Source organism: Halomonas sp. KM007 (assembly GCF_050709225.1).
GTDB classification, from domain to species: domain Bacteria; phylum Pseudomonadota; class Gammaproteobacteria; order Pseudomonadales; family Halomonadaceae; genus Vreelandella; species Vreelandella hamiltonii.
The window spans coordinates 551992-572260 of record NZ_CP136131.1; the positions used below are offsets into that span (position 1 = coordinate 551992).

21 protein-coding genes are annotated in these 20269 nt (G+C 61.9%); 8 read left to right on the forward strand and 13 right to left on the reverse strand.

The genetic code is table 11. The annotated features are described in order from the left end of the window. Positions 1–107: 107 nt before the first annotated feature. Positions 108–1163 (reverse strand): App1 family protein phosphatidate phosphatase, encoded by a 1056-nt coding sequence (locus RVM27_RS02655; protein WP_227407877.1) that lies wholly within the window; start codon positions 1161–1163, stop codon positions 108–110. A 242-nt stretch (positions 1164–1405) separates the two neighbouring features. After that, positions 1406–2308 carry a substrate-binding domain-containing protein gene (locus tag RVM27_RS02660; RefSeq protein WP_498957277.1) on the reverse strand — a complete coding sequence of 301 codons (903 nt, stop codon included), beginning with the start codon at positions 2306–2308 and terminating at the stop codon, positions 1406–1408. 204 nt (positions 2309–2512) lie between these two features. Here RVM27_RS02660 and RVM27_RS02665 point away from each other — a divergent pair, with 204 nt between their 5' ends. Genes RVM27_RS02665 through RVM27_RS02675 form a run of 3 tightly spaced genes read left to right on the forward strand, consistent with a single transcriptional unit; the run spans position 2513 to position 4806 of the window. Continuing rightward, a complete protein-coding gene (locus RVM27_RS02665) occupies positions 2513–3211 on the forward strand; it encodes an ABC transporter permease (protein WP_287807378.1) in 699 nt (232 codons plus the stop codon). Further along, positions 3208–3933, forward strand: coding sequence for a P-loop NTPase family protein (locus RVM27_RS02670; RefSeq protein ID WP_498957278.1), 726 nt, complete (start codon positions 3208–3210; stop codon positions 3931–3933). Before RVM27_RS02665 ends, RVM27_RS02670 begins: the two co-directional genes overlap by 4 nt. A gap of 57 nt (positions 3934–3990) precedes the next feature. After that, positions 3991–4806: an ABC transporter substrate-binding protein gene (locus RVM27_RS02675; protein WP_228219422.1), complete on the forward strand. Its 816-nt coding sequence runs from the start codon at positions 3991–3993 to the stop codon at positions 4804–4806. A 142-nt stretch (positions 4807–4948) separates the two neighbouring features. Here the strand turns inward: RVM27_RS02675 and cysN are convergent, their stop codons facing one another. The 6 genes from cysN to RVM27_RS02705 all read right to left on the reverse strand — a co-directional run bounded on the left by cysN (position 4949) and on the right by RVM27_RS02705 (position 10121). Then, positions 4949–6397, reverse strand: a complete 1449-nt coding sequence (cysN, locus tag RVM27_RS02680) for a sulfate adenylyltransferase subunit 1 (protein ID WP_498957279.1) — start codon at positions 6395–6397, stop codon at positions 4949–4951. Further along, positions 6397–7353: a sulfate adenylyltransferase subunit CysD gene (cysD, locus tag RVM27_RS02685; protein ID WP_498957280.1), complete on the reverse strand. Its 957-nt coding sequence runs from the start codon at positions 7351–7353 to the stop codon at positions 6397–6399. Before cysD ends, cysN begins: the two co-directional genes overlap by 1 nt. A 195-nt stretch (positions 7354–7548) precedes the next feature. After that, on the reverse strand, positions 7549–8283 hold the full coding sequence (locus tag RVM27_RS02690; protein ID WP_287807388.1) for a metallophosphoesterase: 735 nt from the start codon (positions 8281–8283) through the stop codon (positions 7549–7551). Continuing rightward, entirely contained in the window at positions 8283–8729 is a 447-nt protein-coding gene (locus tag RVM27_RS02695; RefSeq protein ID WP_498957281.1) for a DUF1249 domain-containing protein, read from the reverse strand. Before RVM27_RS02695 ends, RVM27_RS02690 begins: the two co-directional genes overlap by 1 nt. Positions 8730–8738: 9 nt before the next feature. Beyond that, on the reverse strand, positions 8739–9386 hold the full coding sequence (locus tag RVM27_RS02700) for an NUDIX hydrolase (RefSeq protein ID WP_498957282.1): 648 nt from the start codon (positions 9384–9386) through the stop codon (positions 8739–8741). 90 nt (positions 9387–9476) lie between these two features. After that, entirely contained in the window at positions 9477–10121 is a 645-nt protein-coding gene (locus RVM27_RS02705; RefSeq protein ID WP_144983456.1) for a TRAP transporter TatT component family protein, read from the reverse strand. Positions 10122–10353: 232 nt separating this feature from the next. Here RVM27_RS02705 and greB point away from each other — a divergent pair, with 232 nt between their 5' ends. Continuing rightward, entirely contained in the window at positions 10354–10899 is a 546-nt protein-coding gene (greB, locus tag RVM27_RS02710; protein ID WP_498957283.1) for a transcription elongation factor GreB, read from the forward strand. A gap of 13 nt (positions 10900–10912) precedes the next feature. Here the strand turns inward: greB and RVM27_RS02715 are convergent, their stop codons facing one another. From RVM27_RS02715 to RVM27_RS02725, 3 genes are read right to left on the reverse strand one after another with little or no spacing between them, the layout of a single operon-like run. Continuing rightward, positions 10913–11902 carry a 16S rRNA (guanine(1207)-N(2))-methyltransferase RsmC gene (locus RVM27_RS02715; protein WP_498957284.1) on the reverse strand — a complete coding sequence of 330 codons (990 nt, stop codon included), beginning with the start codon at positions 11900–11902 and terminating at the stop codon, positions 10913–10915. Next, positions 11899–12717, reverse strand: a complete 819-nt coding sequence (locus RVM27_RS02720) for a class I SAM-dependent methyltransferase (RefSeq protein ID WP_498957285.1) — start codon at positions 12715–12717, stop codon at positions 11899–11901. Before RVM27_RS02720 ends, RVM27_RS02715 begins: the two co-directional genes overlap by 4 nt. Before the next feature lie 49 nt (positions 12718–12766). Next, positions 12767–14284 (reverse strand): amidase, encoded by a 1518-nt coding sequence (locus RVM27_RS02725; protein WP_498957286.1) that lies wholly within the window; start codon positions 14282–14284, stop codon positions 12767–12769. A 134-nt stretch (positions 14285–14418) separates the two neighbouring features. Between RVM27_RS02725 and RVM27_RS02730 the strand changes: the two genes are divergently transcribed. Genes RVM27_RS02730 through RVM27_RS02745 form a run of 4 tightly spaced genes read left to right on the forward strand, consistent with a single transcriptional unit; the run spans position 14419 to position 18183 of the window. Beyond that, positions 14419–15519: a LacI family DNA-binding transcriptional regulator gene (locus RVM27_RS02730; protein ID WP_498957287.1), complete on the forward strand. Its 1101-nt coding sequence runs from the start codon at positions 14419–14421 to the stop codon at positions 15517–15519. 7 nt (positions 15520–15526) lie between these two features. Next, positions 15527–16495 (forward strand): sugar kinase, encoded by a 969-nt coding sequence (locus RVM27_RS02735; RefSeq protein WP_498957288.1) that lies wholly within the window; start codon positions 15527–15529, stop codon positions 16493–16495. A 33-nt stretch (positions 16496–16528) separates the two neighbouring features. After that, positions 16529–17503 (forward strand): 2-hydroxyacid dehydrogenase, encoded by a 975-nt coding sequence (locus RVM27_RS02740; protein WP_287807406.1) that lies wholly within the window; start codon positions 16529–16531, stop codon positions 17501–17503. Further along, the gene (locus tag RVM27_RS02745; protein WP_287807408.1) at positions 17500–18183 is read left to right on the forward strand and encodes an HAD family hydrolase; all 684 of its coding nucleotides are present in this window, start codon (positions 17500–17502) and stop codon (positions 18181–18183) included. The genes RVM27_RS02740 and RVM27_RS02745 overlap by 4 nt, the downstream gene beginning before the upstream one ends. Before the next feature lie 25 nt (positions 18184–18208). Here RVM27_RS02745 and RVM27_RS02750 read toward each other — a convergent pair whose 3' ends face one another. Continuing rightward, complete coding sequence (locus RVM27_RS02750; protein ID WP_498940891.1) at positions 18209–19978, reverse strand: GGDEF domain-containing protein; 1770 nt, start codon at positions 19976–19978, stop codon at positions 18209–18211. Between the two features lie 37 nt (positions 19979–20015). Beyond that, a complete protein-coding gene (locus tag RVM27_RS02755; RefSeq protein WP_287808809.1) occupies positions 20016–20264 on the reverse strand; it encodes a putative hemolysin in 249 nt (82 codons plus the stop codon). Between the last annotated feature and the right edge of the window lie 5 nt (positions 20265–20269).

Below are 20269 nucleotides of genomic sequence, written 5' to 3' on the forward strand. Positions count from 1 at the left end.
GGGGCACTGACAGCGGCAAAGCAAGCTGCTCGCGACGGCCAGTGCCTACGTAAAATGACCCGCAAGCGGGCCATTAGTTTTACCATGATACGCGTGGGGGCGCAGCGTCAGTCGGGGTCGTTGTGATGTGCGGCGACATCACGCTTGACGGCCTGCAGCCCGCGGGCAGATATATCGCCCTGCCCGTGGGCATGTTCGGCCATCAGCACGCTGTCAGCGGCCAACACCAGTTCGCACTGGGTGTGCGCCAACTGCTCACGCAGGCGTTGAATGGCCTCTTCGCGTTTGGGGTCACTGTCCACCCGTCGGATGTAGATCGCCTTGATGCGCTCCGGGTAGGCTTTGACAACCTCGGTATACACTTCCGGGTCGTGCTGGCCACTGTCGCCGATCAGGATGCAGGGCATGTCCTGATAGAGCGCCAGCATGCGGTCGATCAGGTCGCGCTTGTGGGCTTCTGCCCGGCGCGGCCAGGGCTTGCGCCAGGAGATACCCCATTCGCGCAGAAACAGGATTGGCCCCACCGGAATACGGTTGAGCTGAAAGAAGGCTTCGAGCATTTCATAGATGGCCCAGGGGCCACGGGACACATACAGAATGGGACGCTCTGCCTTTTCGGTCTGGCCACGGTAGAGCGCCTGGTACAGCGATGCCACGCCGGGAAACGCGGTGCGTCGATGGGGTTTGCGCACGAACAGCCGATAGAGCATCTTCAGCTTTTCGGCCACACCGGTGAACATCACGGTGTCGTCGATATCACTGATCACCAGCAGGTCGGCCTCGGGGGGCGGCACGTAGACTTCCACGCTGGTGCGCACCGTGGGCTGACCGCTGGCACGTACGACGATATCGGCACGGTGCCAGGAAACGTCCACTGGCAGCGTCGAAGTGATGGGCAAATGGGCGTCGAAATAACCGTCGCGGTCGGTGGTCAGCGTCAGCTGATTTTCGCCCACACGGATCTCTACCTGGGCATCAGCCAGGCCACGGCGAAAGATGCGCCGAGCCACGTCGGCCGTGTCACGCAATATGCCGCGCCGCGGGATGGCACGCCCAAGGGCCGCCTGTCGAAACACGCGGCCCATGACGAAAATTTCCTGTTGAGAGCCGTAGCCACGATAAGGGTGCACCATCATGCCACCCCGGCCACGGTCCTTTTTCATGGGTTTGGCAACGACATGGGCAAGCCTTTTGGCAAAGCTTGCCCACTGGTGATACCACGCCATTAAGCGTGCTGACCCGAGTGGCGCCCTTCCTGCAGCTCTTCCAGCAGCTTGGCGTTGAAGGCATCCTTTGCCAGAATAGCAACACGTTTACTATTTAGCGCTTGATTCATCATGCTCTCCATTTCGTGATGAGTAGTCGTGTACAGCACCTAACCAGTGTGGCGCATCTTATACCATCGTCAAGCATTGTATAAAACGCGACCCAGCTGGCTGATGTCGTAACCTTTCAGCGCCTCGGCCCGCTGATGAAAGCGCGGCTGCCGGGCAAAGGCCATCAGCGCTTGCATGGTGGGCTCGAAAGCGCTGCGTCGATGCAGGACCAGATCGAACGACTCCTCCACCAAGGGAATGAAATGAAGCTGCTGGCGATGCGCCGCCGCCTCCATGCCCACCCCGACATCCGCCTCTCCCTGAGCAATGGCCAGGCCGAGATCCTCCTCGCTGAGCGCCATGTGGTCGGCCCAGCGCAGCGCGTCAGACGCGATGGACGCTTGCGTCAACAAGCCTCGCAGCAAATGCGCAGCCCCGGCATCGGGCTGGCGATGAGCACACACCACGTCTGGGCGGGCAAGATCCTTGATCGTCTTCAGGCCCAGCGGGTTGCCCGGCGCTACTATCAGACCCTGACGGCGCTTGGCCCAGTGCAGCACCACCAGATCCTTGACCCCACCCAACCCCAGCAAGGTCGGTTCGTTGTAGCGGCCGCTGTCAGGGTCCCGCAAGTGGATACCCGCCACCATGGCCTTGCCTTCGAGCAAGCGCCGAATGCCGTCGCCACTCCCATGGCACAGCGATGCCAGGTCGCAGCCACTCTCACGAATCGCCCACTCCAGCAGCGGATCGAGGCTTCCGGCCAGCACCTGAGGGGGCGGCAACCGTTGGGCCTGGTCGCCTTCCAGGTGGCTCAACACCCACATGTCGATGTGCTGGCGAGGAAACAACAGTTTCCCGGTCGCACGGCTACAAGGGATCTGCCCCTGGCGCACCAGGTCATACACCTTGCGCTCCTTGAGCCGCAGATACTCCGCCACTTCCGCCGTCGTAAGGTACTCTTTTGAATACTCTTTCAGAGACTCTCTCACCCGCCCACCTTCAACTCCTGCATGAGACTGCATAGTAGCGCATATTTTTCAGCGCACCGTGCATCCCGGGAAATTTACGTACACTATGTCCCTACCTGATGCTCCTACCAGCATCGTGACTTTTCAAATACATCATGACCTTACAACGACACCCTACCAACACAATGAACCTGTCCCTATCAGCAACCCTGGCTACGGAACGTCATGTCGGATAACCCATTCAGCACCGCGATAGCGCTCATTCTGGGCATGGACCCCGCGCTCGTGGCCATCGTGACGCTATCGCTTCAGGTGTCGCTGATCGCGGTCACCCTGGCCAGCCTGTTGGCACTGCCTCTGGGGGCGGCGCTGGCACTGTGGCAGTTCCCCGGGCGGAACGCTCTGATCGTGGTGCTCAATGCCCTTATGGGGCTGCCTCCCGTGGTCGCGGGCCTGTGCGTCTACCTCCTGCTTTCCCGTGCGGGGCCATTGGGTCAGTTCGGGCTGCTGTTCTCGCCCACCGCCATGGTCATTGCCCAGGTGATTCTCGTCTTTCCGATCATTGCTGCCCTGACACGCCAGCAGGTGGAAGCTCTGCACAGCGAGTACGCCGAACAGCTGCGTTCGCTGGGGCTCAGCCAACTGCGCATGATGCCCACGCTGCTGTGGGATGCGCGCTTTGGCCTGCTGACCGTGATCCTGGCGGGCTTTGGCCGCGCCAGTGCGGAAGTGGGCGCAGTAATGATCGTGGGGGGTAATATCGACGGCGTGACCAGGGTCATGACCACCAGCATCGTGCTGGAAACCAGCAAGGGTAACCTGGCGATGGCCTTGGGGCTGGGCATCATTCTGCTCAGTCTGGTCACCTTGATCAATGCACTGGCCCACTGGGTCAGTGAAACGGCAAAACGGCGGTTAGGATGAACGCACCCCTCAGCCCCGCGGCTTCCACCGTCCCCAGCCTGCATTTTCAGCAGGTCAGCTTCTGCCACCGTGGCGACACGCTGCTGGCACCGACCACACTGGCGCTGCATGGCTGCCGCCGGACGCTGGTAATGGGCCCCAACGGGGCTGGCAAAAGCCTGCTCATGCGCTTGGCGCATGGGCTGCTGCGCCCCAGCAGTGGCCAGGTGACCTGGGAAGGCAAGCCACCGGTGCAGGCCATGGTCTTTCAGCGTCCGGTGCTACTGCGCCGTTCGGCGCTGGACAACCTCACCTACGCCCTGGCCGTGCATCGGGTGCCTCGCCGCCAGCGCAAGGCGCTGGCCTTGCAGGCATTGGAAAAGTTCGGCCTGACCAGCCTGGCCAAACGCCCCGCCCGGGTGCTTTCCGGAGGCGAGCAACAACGTCTCACGCTGGCACGGGCCTGGCTGCTCAAGCCTGCCATCCTGTTTCTGGATGAACCCACTTCCGCCCTGGACCCGGCGGCCATCAAGGCCGTGGAAGACGCGGTCAATGAGTTCCATCAGGCAGGCACGCGTATCGTCATGACCACCCACGATTTGCACCAGGCACGGCGTCTGGCCGATGACGTGCTGTTCATGTACAGCGGTCAGTTGATCGAACACACCTCGGCAGAAGACTTTTTTGACACCCCGGCAACAGCGCAAGCCAGGGCGTTCATACGGGGCGAGCTGGTCTGGTAAGCCCTACTCTAGCAAGCCCCACCACGACGCTTGAACAATACCCAAAGGAGCAGGACCGTGAACAAGACCACTACCCTCGTTACCGCCAGCCTATGCACCACGGCACTGGCCTGGAGCGCCTCGCTGCTGGCCAATGATGACTACATTACCCTGGCTTCCACCACCTCTACCGAGAACTCGGGCCTGTTTGGGGCCATCCTGCCGGTCTTTACAGAAGCGACCGGGATCGATGTGCGGGTGGTGGCCGTCGGCACTGGCCAGGCCTTCGAAATCGCTCGTCGTGGCGATGCCGATAGCCTGCTGGTTCACGATACCGCAGGCGAAGAGCAGTTCGTTGCCGATGGCTACGCCACCGAGCGGCTGGATGTGATGTACAACGACTTCGTGATCGTGGGACCCAGCGATGACCCCGCCAACATCGCCGACAGTGACAGCGTCAGCGACGCCTTCGCGCGGATCGCCGACAGCGAGTCGCCCTTCGCCTCACGGGGTGACGACAGCGGCACTCACCGCGCCGAGCTGCGCCTTTGGGAAGATGCGGGCGTCACACCGCAAGGAGATTGGTACCGTGAGCTGGGCAGCGGCATGGGGCCGACCCTGAATACCGCCGCAGGCATGAACGCCTACAGCTTCACCGACCGCGCCACCTGGGTGGCCTTTGAAAACCCGCAGGACCTGACCCTGCTGTTCGAGGGCGACGAAGCGCTGTTTAACCAGTACGGCAGCCTGCTGCTCTCGGAAGAGCGTCATCCGCACTTGAAGCACGATTTAGCCGCCCAGTGGCACCAGTGGCTCGTATCCGAGGAGGGTCAGCAGGCGATTGCTGACTTCGAGGTAGGCGGCCAACAGCTGTTTTTCCCTAACGCCAAGTAGTCCTTTGCAGAAGAGCCTCAGTGGCGGTGTTGGCATACACCGCCACTGAGGCAAACGCAACAAGGCCTGCTGCACCAAGTGCAGCAGGCCTTTGTTTATGGCTATGATTTTAGGACTATGATTTAGATCACGCGACGTCAGCTCAGCGGCTTAGCAATTCGCGAACATCCTTCGCTTCCCAATGGGGGAAGTGCTTGCGCACCAGCGCGTTCAAATCACGCTCGAAGGCGGCCCAATCAGTGGCGGCAGCCTGCTCGCGGGCGTTAGCAACGCCGCGAATCATGCCAGCCCCTACCGTCACATTGGTGAGGCGGTCAATCACGATAAAGCTGCCGGTGCCAGGGCTGGTACGATAATCATCGACCGGAATAGAAGCGGTCAACTCAACCTCACAGCGGGCGATGGCATTGAGCCCAAGGGAATCGGTGGCATGCTTTTCCAGCGTATTGACATCAATCTGGTACTCAATGGCGCTGACCTGCCCTGCCAAATCACGTGTGGCGAGCTTGATGTCGTAGAGCTTGCCAGGCGTGAGGGCGTCTTCGTGCATCCACACGATGTCGGCGCTGAACACGTTCGAGATCGGGATGTCAGCATCCGCGCTTACAATCCAGTCACCACGAGAGATATCAATCTCATCTTCCAGAGTCACGGTAATCGCCTGCCCTGGGTAGGCGGCGTCTAAATCACCATCAAAGGTGACCACGCGTGCCACGCGGGACGCTTTACCGGAAGGCAGGGCCTTCACCGCTTGCCCTGGGCGCAGCACACCGGCCGCCAGGGTGCCGCAATAGCCTCGGAAGTCCAGGTTGGGGCGATTGACGTACTGCACCGGCAGGCGCAGGTCGCTCAGGTTCTGGTCACGGGTGACTTCGACCTTTTCCAGCAGCTCGATCAGGGTCTTGCCTTCGTAGCCTTCACTGCCCGCCGCAAAGTACCAGGGCGTGTGCTCGCTGGCGTTGACCACGTTGTCGCCATTGAGCGCCGACATCGGCACGAAGCGAATGTCCGGGGCCTGCAAGTTGGCCGCAAAGGCGCGGTACTCTGCCACGATCTCGTTGAAGCGTGCCTCCGAGAAGCCCACCAGGTCCATCTTGTTGACCGCGATGACCAGATGCTGAATGCCCAGCAGGTCGGCAATGAAGCTGTGCCGACGGGTTTGGGTCTGCACACCGTAGCGCGCGTCGATCAGGATGATCGCCAAGCTGGCAGTGGAAGCGCCCGTGGCCATGTTGCGCGTGTACTGCTCATGCCCCGGCGTATCGGCAATGATGAACTTGCGCTTGTCGGTGGAGAAAAAGCGGTACGCCACGTCGATGGTGATGCCCTGCTCGCGCTCCGATTGCAGGCCGTCTACCAACAGGGCGAGGTCCACCATATCACCGGTGGTGCCACTGGTTTTGGAAGCCTTGGTGATCGCGGCGAGCTGATCTTCGAAGATCATCTTGGAGTCGTGGAGCAGCCGTCCGATGAGCGTGGACTTGCCGTCGTCGACGCTGCCGCAAGTGATGAAACGCAGCAGATCCTTGTTTTCGTGCTCGTGCAGGTATTGCTCGATGTTATCGGCAATCAACGTTGATTGGTGCGCCATTAGAAATACCCCTCACGCTTTTTCTTCTCCATGGAACCGGCCTGATCGTGATCGATGGCGCGGCCACTGCGCTCGCTGGTCTTGGTCAGCAGCATCTCCTGAATGATCTCCGGCAGCGTGGCGGCAGTGGACTCCACCGCCCCCGTCAGCGGGTAGCAGCCCAGGGTTCTGAAACGCACCCACTTCTCTTCCGGCACTTCGCCCTCAGCCAGCGGCAGGCGCTCGTCGTCCACCATGATCTGCATACCGTCGCGCTCAACCACGGGACGTTTGGCGGAGTAGTACAGCGGCACAATCGGAATCGACTCCAGATAGATGTACTGCCAAATATCCAGCTCGGTCCAGTTGGAAAGCGGGAAGACGCGAATCGATTCGCCTTTATTGACCTTGGCGTTATAGACGTTCCAAAGCTCAGGGCGCTGATTTTTGGGATCCCAACGGTGGTACTTGTCGCGGAAGGAGTAGACGCGCTCCTTGGCACGGGAGGCTTCCTCGTCGCGCCGCGCGCCGCCAAAGGCAGCATCGAAACCGTGCTTGCTCAGGGCCTGCTTGAGGGCCTGAGTCTTCATGATATCGGTGTACTTGGCACTGCCGTGATCGAAGGGGTTGATGTTGGCGGCGCGACCCTCTTCGTTGGTATGCACGATCAGCTCCATGCCCGCCTCTTCCGCCATGCGATTGCGGAAAGCGATCATCTCGCGGAACTTCCAGGTGGTATCGATATGCATCAGCGGGAACGGCGGCGTGCCGGGGTAGAAGGCCTTCCGCGCCAGATGCAGCATCACCGAGGAGTCCTTGCCGATGGAGTACATCATCACCGGGTTGCTGAACTCGGCTGCCACTTCCCGGATGATATGGATCGACTCGGCTTCGAGCTGCTTCAAGTGGGTCAATCGAGCGGCATCCGGTGCGATGGGCACCTGTTGCGTCGCCGACGGCGCAGAAAACTGGTTCATTACCTACTCCCTCACAAAACGGTGCTTGCTTTTATCGAGACGGCTTTTCAAGGAAGCCTGTGCAAACATGGTGTGCCGCCCGGCGCGCATGAATCGCAAGGTGGGCATTTGTGGGTAGGGTAACGCTAGGCCAATAATAACCCAAAAGAATTAATAACTATCTTTTTATATCTTTATCAACTAAACAGAAAAGCATCAGAGGTCGATACGCTCGACCCAGGTCTGCCACTCCTCCCCGTGCAGCTCCACCACGCGATAACCCGGCCGCGACGCTTCATCCACCGTAAAGGTTTCCGCACCGGGCAGAAACTGGTCTGACGTGGCGGGGCAACCATAAGTGCCTATCGCCGAGCCCGCCAGCGGCTGATGCTGGGCAAAGGCCTGATGGGCATGCCCAAACAGAATGATCTTGACCTGGGGGTAAGCGCTCAACAGCTGCCAGAACGCATCGCGGTCCTGCAAGCCAATCGCATCCATCCAGGCCGCCCCGACATCCACCGGCGGGTGGTGCATGACGATGGCCACCGGCCGCTCGTCCTGCTCCAGCCGTTCGGCCAGGGCGGTGAGTTTGCTCGCTCCCAGCTCGCCATGGGGCTTGCCCGGCACATGGGTATCCAGCAGCAACAGGCGCCACTGTTCCAGGTCGACTTCATCCAGCATCGGGCGTTCTGCGGCCATCAGCTCGGGCTGGTCGTGGTTGCCCGGTATCCAGAACCAGGGGCACGGCAGGCGGTTCAAGGCCTCGCAGGCGTGAACGTAAGACGCGCTGGTTTCGTCCTGGCTGACGTCACCACTCACCACCACCACGTCCGGGCGCTCGGCCACCACGGCGGCCAGCACGGCTTCGAACTGCTGCCAGGGAATGGCCGCCCGAGAGCGTGCCTGCTTGTCAGCGTGCAGATGCGCATCGGTAATCTGTATCAACCGCATCAGGGTAGCTCCGGCAAATCGACGACATGACCATGGGCCAGCCCATGGGCCAACCACTCTCCTAAAAAGCAGTTCAACTGCAGCTTTTCATCCGGTTGATGCATGCGCGAATTGGGGTAGCGATAGCGTCCGCTGAAATGACGCTCGCGCTGAAAGTCGATGACTTCCGCCATGCGCACATCATGGTAAAGGTGCACGCGCATGCGCGGCCCCTCAATGACCGCATCCAGCGGGCCGCGCTGGGAGATCTCCACCAGCGTGGTGTAAGGGGCCTGCTGAAGAATGGCCAGCTTGAGGTCGCCAAAGTGCCGGTTATCACCGCACAAGGCGATATCGCGCCGCTGGCCGCTCTGCAGGTCACCCACCAGGCGCACCAGGCGCAGATAGTTGGCGCTGCACTCCCCTTGCAGAGTTTTCAAATCGGTTACGTAGGCGGCTCTTGCCATGATGACTCCTTACCGGGTGTTGGCCTCGGCGGCTGACACGGCCGCGCGATGGGAAGCCGCCCGCAGCGATGCGCGCTGCCCGGCCAACCAGTGCATGCCGATCAAACACATGGCGTTGTCGAGTCTGCCCTGCTCCAGGAGTTCCCAGGCGGCGGGAAAAGAGACGACATGAACACGGATGTCTTCATTCTCGTCCTCGACGCCATGCACGCCTCCCACGCCCTGGCTATCGACCAGCCCGCAAAATAGCGTGACCCGCTCGTTGCAGGCGCCAGGGCTTGGGTAGTAGGTATGCAATCGGGTCAGTTGGCCCACCTGGCAACCGGCTTCCTCCTGGGCCTCACGGCGCGCCACGTTTTCCAGGGTCTCGTCCTTGTCGACGAGGCCAGCCACCAGTTCCAACTTCCAGGGGGAGTGAGGGTCGTCGATGGCGCCGGCGCGAAACTGCTCGACGAGGATCAGCGCATCGCGCTCGGGGTCATACAACAGCACACCCACCGCATCGTGGCGGTTGTGCACTTCTCGGCGCATGGTGGCGCTCCAGCCGCCCTCGAAAAGTCGATGACGCAGCTCTAGCGCTTCCAGGCGAAAAAACCCCTTGTAAAGGGTGTCACGCGTGATGAGTTCCACATCGTCGCGATTGAGTGTGGGGCCCATGCGGCACTCCCAGTGAACATGATCGTACCATTATCAATGCTGGCCACCGGGAATGCCAATCGGATCATCAACCGCGTGATTTGACGGCCATTACAGCTCGCGCAGCAGCGCCTCGGCATCACGGCGAAGGGCTTCGTCGGAACGTTGGCGACTCTCTCGCGCCGTGCCGTTCACGGCTCGCTGAGCATGCTCCCGCGCCGCCTGGGTGTTGCCCTCTTCCTTCAGGAAAGCGGCATAGTAGTAGTTCACGTCGATACCGTCCGGGCGAATTTCCAGTGCCCGCTGGAACATCCGCTCGGCAGTGGCACTATTGCCAAACCCCAGCGGGCGCCCCGGGGCACGGTCATACAGCGCCCCCAGGGTCACATACGCAGAGCCATTGCCCCCCATGGGGTCGATCTCGACGGCGCGTTCCAGCACCGTACGCGCATCACCGGCGGTACCCAGCGCCCCCAACCCACCCCGCTCTCGAGCATAGGAAGCCAGCACGATGCCTTGCCATACCAGCACCTCGGCCTCGTTGGGGTTCTGCTGGGCCAGTCGCTCTGCCTCGCCCGCCAATGCCCTCAGGGTCGACTCCCGTTGGTTGGCGGGCATCTCGGTCACCGTATGCTCCCAGCGGTTCTTCAAGGAGAACAGCTCGCTTTCGAAGGCCGACGCGCTCAGCGGCGACAGTACCAGGGCACCGCCCAACGCCGCCGCCATGAAGAGTCTAGAAAATGGAATTGCACGCATGGAAAACTCCTGCTTGTTGTTATGAAGAATGAGGAATGAGGAATGAGCCATGAGGAATGAGTCATGACTGTTGAGTTATCACTATCGAATTAGACCTGCCCAAAGCATGGCGATATCTCGTCCACACTGACAATGTAACGAACGTTTGAATGATTCGCCAGAGAATCACCGCTTTGTTGCCCTGTACCTTGGTAGCGTAAGCTAGGCACTTTTCCGGGAAGGTAACGACACCATGAAAGGCCGCAACATGACGCGCTGGCGCGATCCGGCAAAAGACCCGCGCCAGGCACCCAAGAGCAACCTGATTACCGCCGAGGGTGCGGCCCGCCTGCGGGGCATTCTCGACCACCTTTCCCGCGTCAAGCGCCCTGAGCTGTCGGCCAAGGTGGGGGAAGCCGCTGCGTTGGGGGACCGCAGTGAGAACGCCGACTACACCTACAACAAGAAAGAGTTGAACCGGGTCATCGCCCGCATCCGCTATCTGACCCAGCGGCTGGACGAACTACAGGTGGTGGACAGGCTGCCCGCCAACACCGACAAAGTGTTTTTCGGCGCGTTCGTGAGCTTGGAAGACGACGCGGGGGAAGCCCTGCATATTCGCCTGGTGGGCCATGACGAAATCGACACTCGGAAGCACTGGATCAGTGTCGATGCCCCCATGGCCAAGGCGCTGCTGGGCAAGGAAGTGGACGACGAGATCACGGTGATCACGCCCTACGGCGAGGCGTTCTACACCATTACCGACATTCGCTATGCCGGTGCCTCACCCAGCGTTTGAGCCAGCGGCACCTTCACGACTGCCCGCGATACACCCGGAAACGCCGATTGTCGGCCAGCGTCTCGAAGCTTCCAAACGCACGCTCCAGCCGCTCGGGATAAGGCAGGAAGGCGTTGGCCACCAGCACCAGTTGGCCTTTGGGGGTCAGGTGCTGACGCGCTTCGTCGATGAGCCGCGCACTCGGTCCGTAGCTGATCTCGCGCTCCTGGTGAAACGGTGGATTGCTGACGATCAGGTCGAAACGCGCATCGCCCAGCGCACGGTAGACATCGCTTTCGCACACGCTGCCCGTCAGCTGGTTGGCTGCTAGGGTCTGGCGACACGCCTCGACGGCAAAGGCGTTGACGTCCACCGCTGTCACCGTATGGCCACGGCTGGCCAGCCAGGCGCTGATGATGCCGTCACCACAGCCCATGTCCAGCACGCTCAGCGGGCGCCTGGGCAAGTGCGCTTCCAGGGTTTTAAGTAGTAGCAAGGTTCCTTCGTCGACCTTGCCATGGCCAAACACACCAGGGTGGCTCACCAGCGTCATGCCCAGCGCTTCGAAGCGCTGCCACTCATCTGGCTGCTCGGGCAGCGCCACAGTGCGGCTGGCAAACAGTGAACAGCGGCGTGCGTTGTCCAGCTTGTCACACCCCATGCCCAGCGCTGCCAGCAGCTTCGGCACACGCTTGATCCCGCCCTGGTGCTCCCCCACGATCTCGAAAGGCGTGTTCTCGGGGAGCCATTGGCACAGCCAGCGCAGCCACCACGTGCCCAAGGCATGCGCCTTGGGCCAGAATAGCACCACGCGGCCAGCGGGCTCTGCATTCATGGGCGCCAGCGGGCTACTGGCCAGCTTTCCAGCGTCCTGCCACTGCTGGCGCAGCGCCACATCGCCACTGATCATGGCGGTAGAGCGCTCCACCAGCCAGCCGTCGGCAGGCGGAGCGATGGGCAGCAGTTGAGCCGCAGGGCCATGGTAACGTTCGAGAAGTTGGCTGGCGGGCAGTTGAGCGCTCATGCATCGGCCTCGGGTTTGGTGAAGGTGTAAAGTAGATAGCGGCCCAGCCGCCAATGGGGCTCCTGGCGGCAGTACTGGCGTTCCAGCGCCATGAGCGTGGCCTGGTCGTCAGCGCTGGCAGGGGCCTGGCGCAGGTAGTCCTGAAAGATACGAATGCCCGCCACGTCGACCATCTCCAGGCCGCAGGTGTCGGCCCAGCCCAGAACTTGCGCGTGGGTCATGGGTGAAATGGGGGTCAAGCGCTGGCGACGCCCCTTGCCTGCCAACTGGTCGCCCAGCGCCTTGTTCAAGTTGCCCTTCACCACGTTGGAGAAGCGCAGCGCATCGCGATTGAACACCATCAGGCTCAGCTGGCCACCGGGGGCCAGCAGGCTGGCCAGGGTAGCCAGCGCCTGGGCCGGGTCGCCCAGCCACTCCAGCACCGCATGACAAGTGATCAGCGGCCAGGGCCCGGGGGCTTGAACGGGCAACGCTTGCAGCGGTGCCGTAATGTAGTGCAGCGCGTCGGCATTGAAAGCACCTTCGCTGACCCGCTGGCCATGCCATGCCTGGGCGTGTACCAACATATCCTGGGAAGGCTCTGCCATGGTCACCGCATGCCCCCGCTCGGCCAGCCAGGCCGACAGCTGACCCAGGCCGCCGCCTACATCCAGTACCGGCTGGGCGTTCAGGTTCAGCATCTGAGGCAGCAGGTAATCCAGCATGGCCAAGCGCAGCTCTCCACGCGGGGCCTGATACAGCGAGCGGGAAAATTTCTCCGCCAGACCATCGAAATAACGGTCGCCCGCCTCGGTCAGTTCGTAGGATGGGTGCATGCAGCAAGCTCTAGATAGAATCACGGGCGTCGATTGACGGGGGCGTAGTTTACCCTGCCTGAGCTGTAAACGCTTGCCGAGGCAGCCTCGCCTGCCAGTTTTCCTGCTGCTCCAGGGCGGCGGCCAACTGCAGCAACTGGCGGTCTTCCCCCAGCCGTCCAATTACCTGCACCCCCACGGGCAAGCCGCTTTGCGCCACGTGCATCGGTAGCGACATGGCAGGCTGGCCGGTCAGGTTGGCCAACTGGGTAAAGGGCGTACGGCTCAGGGCATCGACGGCCAGGCGCTTCAACAGCCCCGCCTTCAGGGCCAGCGCGGGCAGGCCCGGCACCGCCAGCAGCGCCATCAGCCGTTCGCGCAGGGCCGACGGGTACAGCTCCCCCAACCGAGGCGCGGTGTCTGCGGCCACGGGCAGCACCAGCACATCATGACGCTGATGAAACTGGCTCATCTGCTCGGCGGCCACGTGCCAGTAGCGCTTGGCCGTCTCGTACTCCCAGGCAGAGAGTTTGGCGCCCAAGCGGCCAATGGCGCGGGTAGAAGGCTCCAGAGGCAGGCGGCCGAGCGGCACGCCGGTTTGCTGACTGATCCAGCGCAGGTCTGCCGCCAAGTGACCCAGGTAGAGCGTCAGGTAACTGTCGGCAAGCGCCTCACCGTCGACCGGCGGGTCACACCACGCTACCGTGTGCCCCATCTCCTCCAGCCGCTGGGCGGTTTTCTCGATGGCCGTTTTCACCTCTGGATTCAACCGTGTACCCACACTGCGCCCAAAAGGCTCCCCCAGAGAGATCGCCACCCGCAAGGGTGGGCAGGGTTTCGACAGCGCCTCCACATAGCCGCGTTCCGCAAGCACCGGGTAAGGGCCCGAAGGCGCCATGCCGTTGACCTCTTCCAGCAGGGCCGCACTGTCACGCACGCTCCGCGTGATCGCATGCTCAACGACTGCTCCCTGCCACACCTCACCATGGGCTGGCGCCAGCGGCACGCGGCCCCTGGAAGGCTTGAACCCGAACAGCCCGCAATAGCTGGCAGGGATACGAATGGAACCGCCGCCATCGCCTGCCAACGCCAAGGGCACCATACCCCCGGCCACCGCGGCCGCCGCCCCACCGCTGGAACCACCGGGCGAATAGCCTGCGCACCACGGGTTTTCAGGGTGGGCAAATGCCTTGGGCTCCGTGATGCCCATCAAGCCAAGCTCCGGCGTGGCCGTTTGGCCCACCACCACCAGCCCCGCCCTGCGCGAGCGCTGGATGAACAGCGAGTCCTCGGCAGGCCGCCAGTCGCGTAACGCAGCACTGCCGAACGCCAAGGGCTCCCCTTTGAGGGCCATCAACAAATCCTTGCTCAAGGTGGGCACACCGGCAAAACAGGCCGAACTTTCTACCTGCTGGCTTTCACGACGCGCCTGCTCAACCCGCATGCGCACCACGGCCTGCAGCGCCGGGTTAGCCTGCTCGATGGCCACCAGCGCGGCCTCCAGCACCTCTTCCCGGCTCACCTGCCCGCCACGAATCAGCGCTGCCAGCCCCGTTGCGTCGTACTGTTGATACTCGTGCACGTGCATCGCCACCCTCCCGGTTTTCTTTCAGCGTAGCAAAGGCTGCTCGGGCATTGGCCACACAGGCATTGCCCACATGTGCCTTGACCATATGGGCATATTGTCTTGGCGATATAAAGGTATTAAGGTGAAACCTTATCATGGGAACGTTCCCATTCACTCATTTGCATCAGGTCGTCGTGCTCATGCTCTCCTCACGCGCAACGCTCATCGAAGTCGCTCGGCTGGCAGGTACGTCCAAAACCAGCGTTTCACGTTTCTTCGGCCCGGAGCGAGACAGGCTGTCTGCTGCCTTGCAGGCGCGTATCGATCAAGCGGCCAAGAGCCTTGGCTACTCCCCCAACCAAATGGCACGGGGCTTGAAAGGCAGCGGATCCAGACTGCTGGGCATGCTGGTCGCCGACATACGCAACCCGTTTTCCGTGGCCATCGTTCATGGAGTAGAGCAAGCGGCACGGGCACAGGGTTACTCGCTGATCGTGTGCAATACCGATAACGACCCCGAGCTGGAAACGCGGCATCTGGCCTCGCTATCGTCCTACCGAGTGGAGGGATTGATCGTCAATGCGGCCGGGCAGCCAGAGCGCGCCTTGAAAGCCTGGGCGCACAACGGTATCCCCCTGGCCCTCATCGACCGCGACGTCGCCAACCTGGACGCCGAGACCATCGGCCTCGATAACGCACTGGCCATCGACCTGGCGCTGGAACACCTCATGCAGCGGGGGTATCGCGCGGTACTGTATGTCAGCGAGCCCCCCCAGTTGGCCAGCGCTCGCCAGGAGCGGCTGCAGCGCTTTCGACAACGCGTGACGTCACTGGGCATACAGGGCGAAACCTTGACATCCCTCGACAACCCACAGGCAGCCTCACGGCTGCGCGGCTTCGTTCAACGCCATCGCCAGGCCCCTTGCGCCGTACTATGCGCCAACGGCAACGCCACCCTGGCCATGGTTCGCCATTTCCAGCACCAGGCCATTTCTCTGGGGCCCGTCGGCCTGATCGGTATAGACGAGCTTGAGTGGTGCGCCCTGGTGCCTCCGGGCATCACCACGCTGGCCCAGCCCACCAACGCCATTGGCCAGGCCGCCGTGACCAGCCTGCTGAACCAGATCACACGGTTGACTGCCCCCCAGGCGATAGAGCAACCGGTGCAGTACCGCCATGCGCCCACTCTCATTGCCCGAGGCAGCACTCACCGCCAGGGCCTGCAAACCAACACGACAACCCAAGACAACACGTGAGGCCCCGATGACACACCCCAAACCCTCCCCCAGCGTTCTCACCTTTGGCGAAGCCATGGCCATGTTCGTGGCAGAGACTCCCGGCGAACTGGCCACCGTGGAGCATTTTCAGCGGCGCCTGGCGGGGGCGGACAACAACGTCGCCATAGGCCTGGCCCGGCTGGGATTTGACGTGGCCTGGATGAGCCGCGTAGGTAGCGACAGCTTCGGGCAGTTCATTCGCCAGGCACTGGAAGCAGAAGGGGTAGACAGCCGCCATATTCATACCGACCCCAGCCACCCCACCGGCCTGCTGTTCAAGGAGCGTGCCAAGCGCGGGGCAGACCCCAAGGTCACTTACTTCAGGCGAGGCAGTGCTGCCAGCCATCTGTGCATCGAAGACGCCAAAAGCGTCGATATGGCCGCCCTCACCCACCTGCATGCCACCGGCATCACGCCTGCGCTTTCCGAAAGCGCCGCGCAGTTGAGCCGCCATATGATGCAGCAAGCGCGCGCGGCGGGCGCCAGCGTCTCTTTCGACCCCAACCTTCGCCCAACGCTTTGGCCCAGTGATGCCCTGATGCGCGATACCCTCAACGCCTTGGCCGCCCTGGCCGACTGGGTGCTGCCGGGCTTGTCCGAGGGCCGCCTGCTCACTGGGCAAACATCGCCCGAGGCCATCGCCGACTTCTACCTGGAACGAGGCGTCAAGGCGGTCATCATCAAGCTGGGCCCAGAAGGCAGTTATTATCGAGGAGTGCTGGGCGGCCAGCTGGAAAGCTTTAGCGTGCCCGGCCAGCCGGTTGCCACCGTGGTCGATACGGTCGGCGCCGGTGACGGCTTTGCCGTCGGTGTGATCAGTGCGCTGCTGGATGGTCTGCCCCACCTAAAGGCACTGCAGCGCGGCAACCTGATCGGTGCTCAGGCGGTGCAAGCGGTTGGCGACATGGAGGGCCTGCCGACCCGCCAGCAGCTCATGCAGCTGGAGCAGCCCTGACACCCCCACCCCGTCATGATCACTGGAGAGCACATGAAACCGCGTATCATCGTTTCAGGGCGTCTCAGCCCTGCCCAACTGGCCGAACTGGACGAGCACTTCCAGCTCATCGAGCTGGAAAGCCCACTGGAGCTGACTCAGCCCAACGTGCGCGAAGCGCTGCGAGAGGCACAAGGGATCATCGGCTCCAGACTGCTCATCACCGATGAGCTGCTGGAAGCCTCCCCTGCCCTCAAGGTCATCGCCACCATTTCCGTCGGCTATGACCATCTGCCCGTCGATGAACTGACCCGGCGCGGCATCCTGGTATGCAACACCCCGGATGTGCTTACAGAAACGACGGCAGATACCGGCTTTGCGCTCATCATGGCCACCGCACGCCGAGTGGTGGAACTGGCCAATTGGGTCAAGGCGAATCAGTGGCAACAGAGCCTTGGCCCAGCGCTGTTCGGCAGCGACGTGTACGGCAAAACCTTAGGCATGGTGGGGTTTGGTCGCATCGGCCAGGCAGTGGCCAAGCGCGGCGCCCTGGGCTTTGGAATGCGCATCCTCTACTCCAATGCGTCCCCCAAGCCAGACCTCGAACAGGCGCTGGGCGCCCAGCGGCGTGAGCTGAACGCACTGCTGGCCGAGTCCGATTTCGTGTGTCTGACGGTCCCTCTGACCGCCGACACGGAACACCTCATCGGTGCTGCCGAACTTGCCCGCATGAAGCCCTCGGCCATTCTGGTCAACATTGCCCGCGGCAAGGTGGTCGACGAACCCGCCCTGATCGAAGCGCTGCAACAGGGCGTGATCAAGGCCGCCGGGCTGGACGTGTTTGCGCAAGAGCCTTTGGCCCATGACTCGGCCTTGCTGCAGATGACCAACGTGGTCGCACTGCCGCATATAGGCTCAGCCACCCATGAAACCCGAGACGCCATGGCACAACGCGCGGTGGACAATATCCGCATGGCCCTGCAAGGTCAGCGCCCAATCAGCCTGGTCAACGAGGAAGTATGGAAATGAGCACGACTGGCCAATCGGCGGAACATGCCGCCTACTGCTTGTTGTTCGATTGTGACGGCACGCTGGTCGACAGCGAGACGCTGCTCGCTGACGTGATGGGCGACGTTCTTCCAGAGTACGGGCTGCCCTTTACGGCCCGGCAATACATGGCGGAGTTTCGCGGAGTACGTTTTCACACCATCGTGCATACCCTGGAGGAGCGCTTTCAAGCGCTGGAAGAAACCCGATTGATACAGCTCGAAGCCGCCATGCGCGCGCGCATGGAAGCACGCATGCAGGCCGAGCTACTGGCCATAGAAGGCATGCCAGATGCGTTGGCCCAACTGGCCCACCACCCCAAGGCGGTGGTATCCAACGGCCCCGAGCGCAAAATCCGCTGCGCCCTGGAGTGCACGCAGCTGACACACCATTTTGCGGGCAACCTGTTCAGCGCCTATACCCTGAACGTCTGGAAACCCGATCCGCAGCTGTACTTGAAGGCCGCTGCCGCCATGAGCTACGCCCCACAACAGTGCGTGGTCATCGACGATGCCGCCGTAGGCGTGCAGGCTGGCCTGGCGGCAGGCATGCACGTCATCCACCTGAACCACTTCCCGGAAGAAGAGGCCACCCCCGCAGGCGCGATCGGCATTCATCATGCCAGCGAGCTGCCGGAGGTACTTACACGGCTACACGAATAATCACACAGGACCCGACACATAACATTTAAAAAGCATCAATAAACGATTGATCCGCTTCAGTCTGCTGCCAGATCACACAGCGATCTCGTCCACGGTGCTTCGCCTGATAAAGCGCCTGGTCTGCCATCTTGATCAGCGAATGTCGGCTGTCGGTATGCTCGGGATACGCCGCAATACCGCACGAAAGCGTGATGTAGCCCAACGGTTGCTGGTGATGGAACAGGGCATGGGTACGCAGCGTCTGCAACAGCTCGTTGGCCCGTCGTTCGGCTTCATCCAGGTCGGTCACCGGCAGCAGCGCCACGAACTCCTCCCCACCCAGGCGGCACACCACATCGCTCCCGCGAAAGCAGCGTGTCAGCAGGTTGGCGACTTCGATCAACACCGCATCGCCCACATCATGGCCAAAGCTGTCGTTGACGTTCTTGAAGTGATCGATGTCGATCATCAACAGGCAAAGCGGCTGCCCACTCTGGGCGGCGCGCTCCATCTCTTCATCCAGCAGCGTATCGAAGTGGCGCCGGTTGGGCAGCCCGGTCAAGGCGTCCTGGAGCGACAATCCCTTCAACTGGTCCACCAGTTGATCCAGCTCCGCCGTGCGCGACTTCACCTGCGCCTCCAGCGTCAGGTTCGCCAGCGCCAGCTGCCGCTGCGTGAAACGGTAATGCCACAGCGAGACCCCCACGATGGCCATCGAAAAGCCCAGCGCCCCAAAGCTCAAAGGCACTTGCCGCAGCGCCACCAGCCGGTGGGCCACCAGCATATCGAGCACCAGCAAAGGCGCGAACATCACAAAGCTGAACACCAGCAAACGTTGCTCCAACGCCAAGCGGCGCCATGCCACCAGGGTGATCAGCAGCATGCAGGGCAACGTCAGCAACAGCAGCACGTCAAACACGGGAAAGGTCAAGGCCAGGTTCAAGAAGCCGAACTGCACCAGCCCCATTGTCACCACCAGATACCCCAGATGAAGCTGCCAGAAACGCGCCATCCAGCGCTTGGCCGACCCCACCAACCAGTGGCTCAACAGCAGCCCCATGGCAATGGGCAAGGTAAAATAACTGGCGGCGCGCAGCGTGTCCCAAGCCAAGGGGGCATCGGCGATCAGCTGCCTGGCAGGCGTTTCGGCCAACAGCATCAATCCGGAAGCACAGGCGAACAGCGCCGTGGCGCCAAAGCCTCGCCGGTCAGGGCCCATCAGCGCAAAAATACCCGCAAGCGTTGCCAACAACAGGCTGAACGCACTGACCGCCAGGTCTTTTGCTGACGCCTTCAACATCGCCTTGAGGGCGCCCAGACGGTCCATGACCCGAACATCGCCCCATAAACCAATGCTGGTGTAGTCCGAATAGATGCGTATTGACAGGGTCTGGCCCGCAAAATCGTCGGGCAGCGGAATCAAATGCCACGGCCAACCAATGAAGCGCGGCTGCTGCATATCGCCGTGCTCATAAATCAGCTCATCCCCTAAAAACACCTGCCCGACCAGATTGATGCTGGTGATGTGGATCACCGGATCACGCCAGTTTCCCTCAGGCAGTACGGTCCTGAACCAGACATATTGCCGCCCCTCGCGCTCGGGCGGGTTCGACGGAAAGGCAATGGCCTGCCAATCGCGGCTCGGCTCCGATAACCAGAGTGGCTCCCCTTCGCTGTCCAATGGCGAGTCCCCCCAACGGTACTCCCACTCCCCCAATGGAGAAGGGCCCTGGTAGCCGTGAGCCAGCCCAGAAAGTGCCAGCAGGGCACACAGAGCAGGCCACCCCGCCAGGGTACGCCATCGAGAAAGAAGCATCGCCATGACCACGTGCACTATCAGCCACCCAATAGGATTAGAAGTTATCCAGCCGTTCCGTACGGTAAAGATGCCATTCATTCTCTACCCGGCCATCTGGCAAGCGGCAATAACGCCCCGTACCCAAACGGCTTTCACGGGTGATACGCTCGCCTCCCCGTGCCTCACAATGTTCAGCCGCCGCCGCTTGCATGCTCGGCGCCTGCTCACCCCCTGCCGTGGCACATCCCGCCAGCAGTGCGGTCATCCCTACCGCTATCCACAGAGGCCAATAACGTAATCTCATGTCAT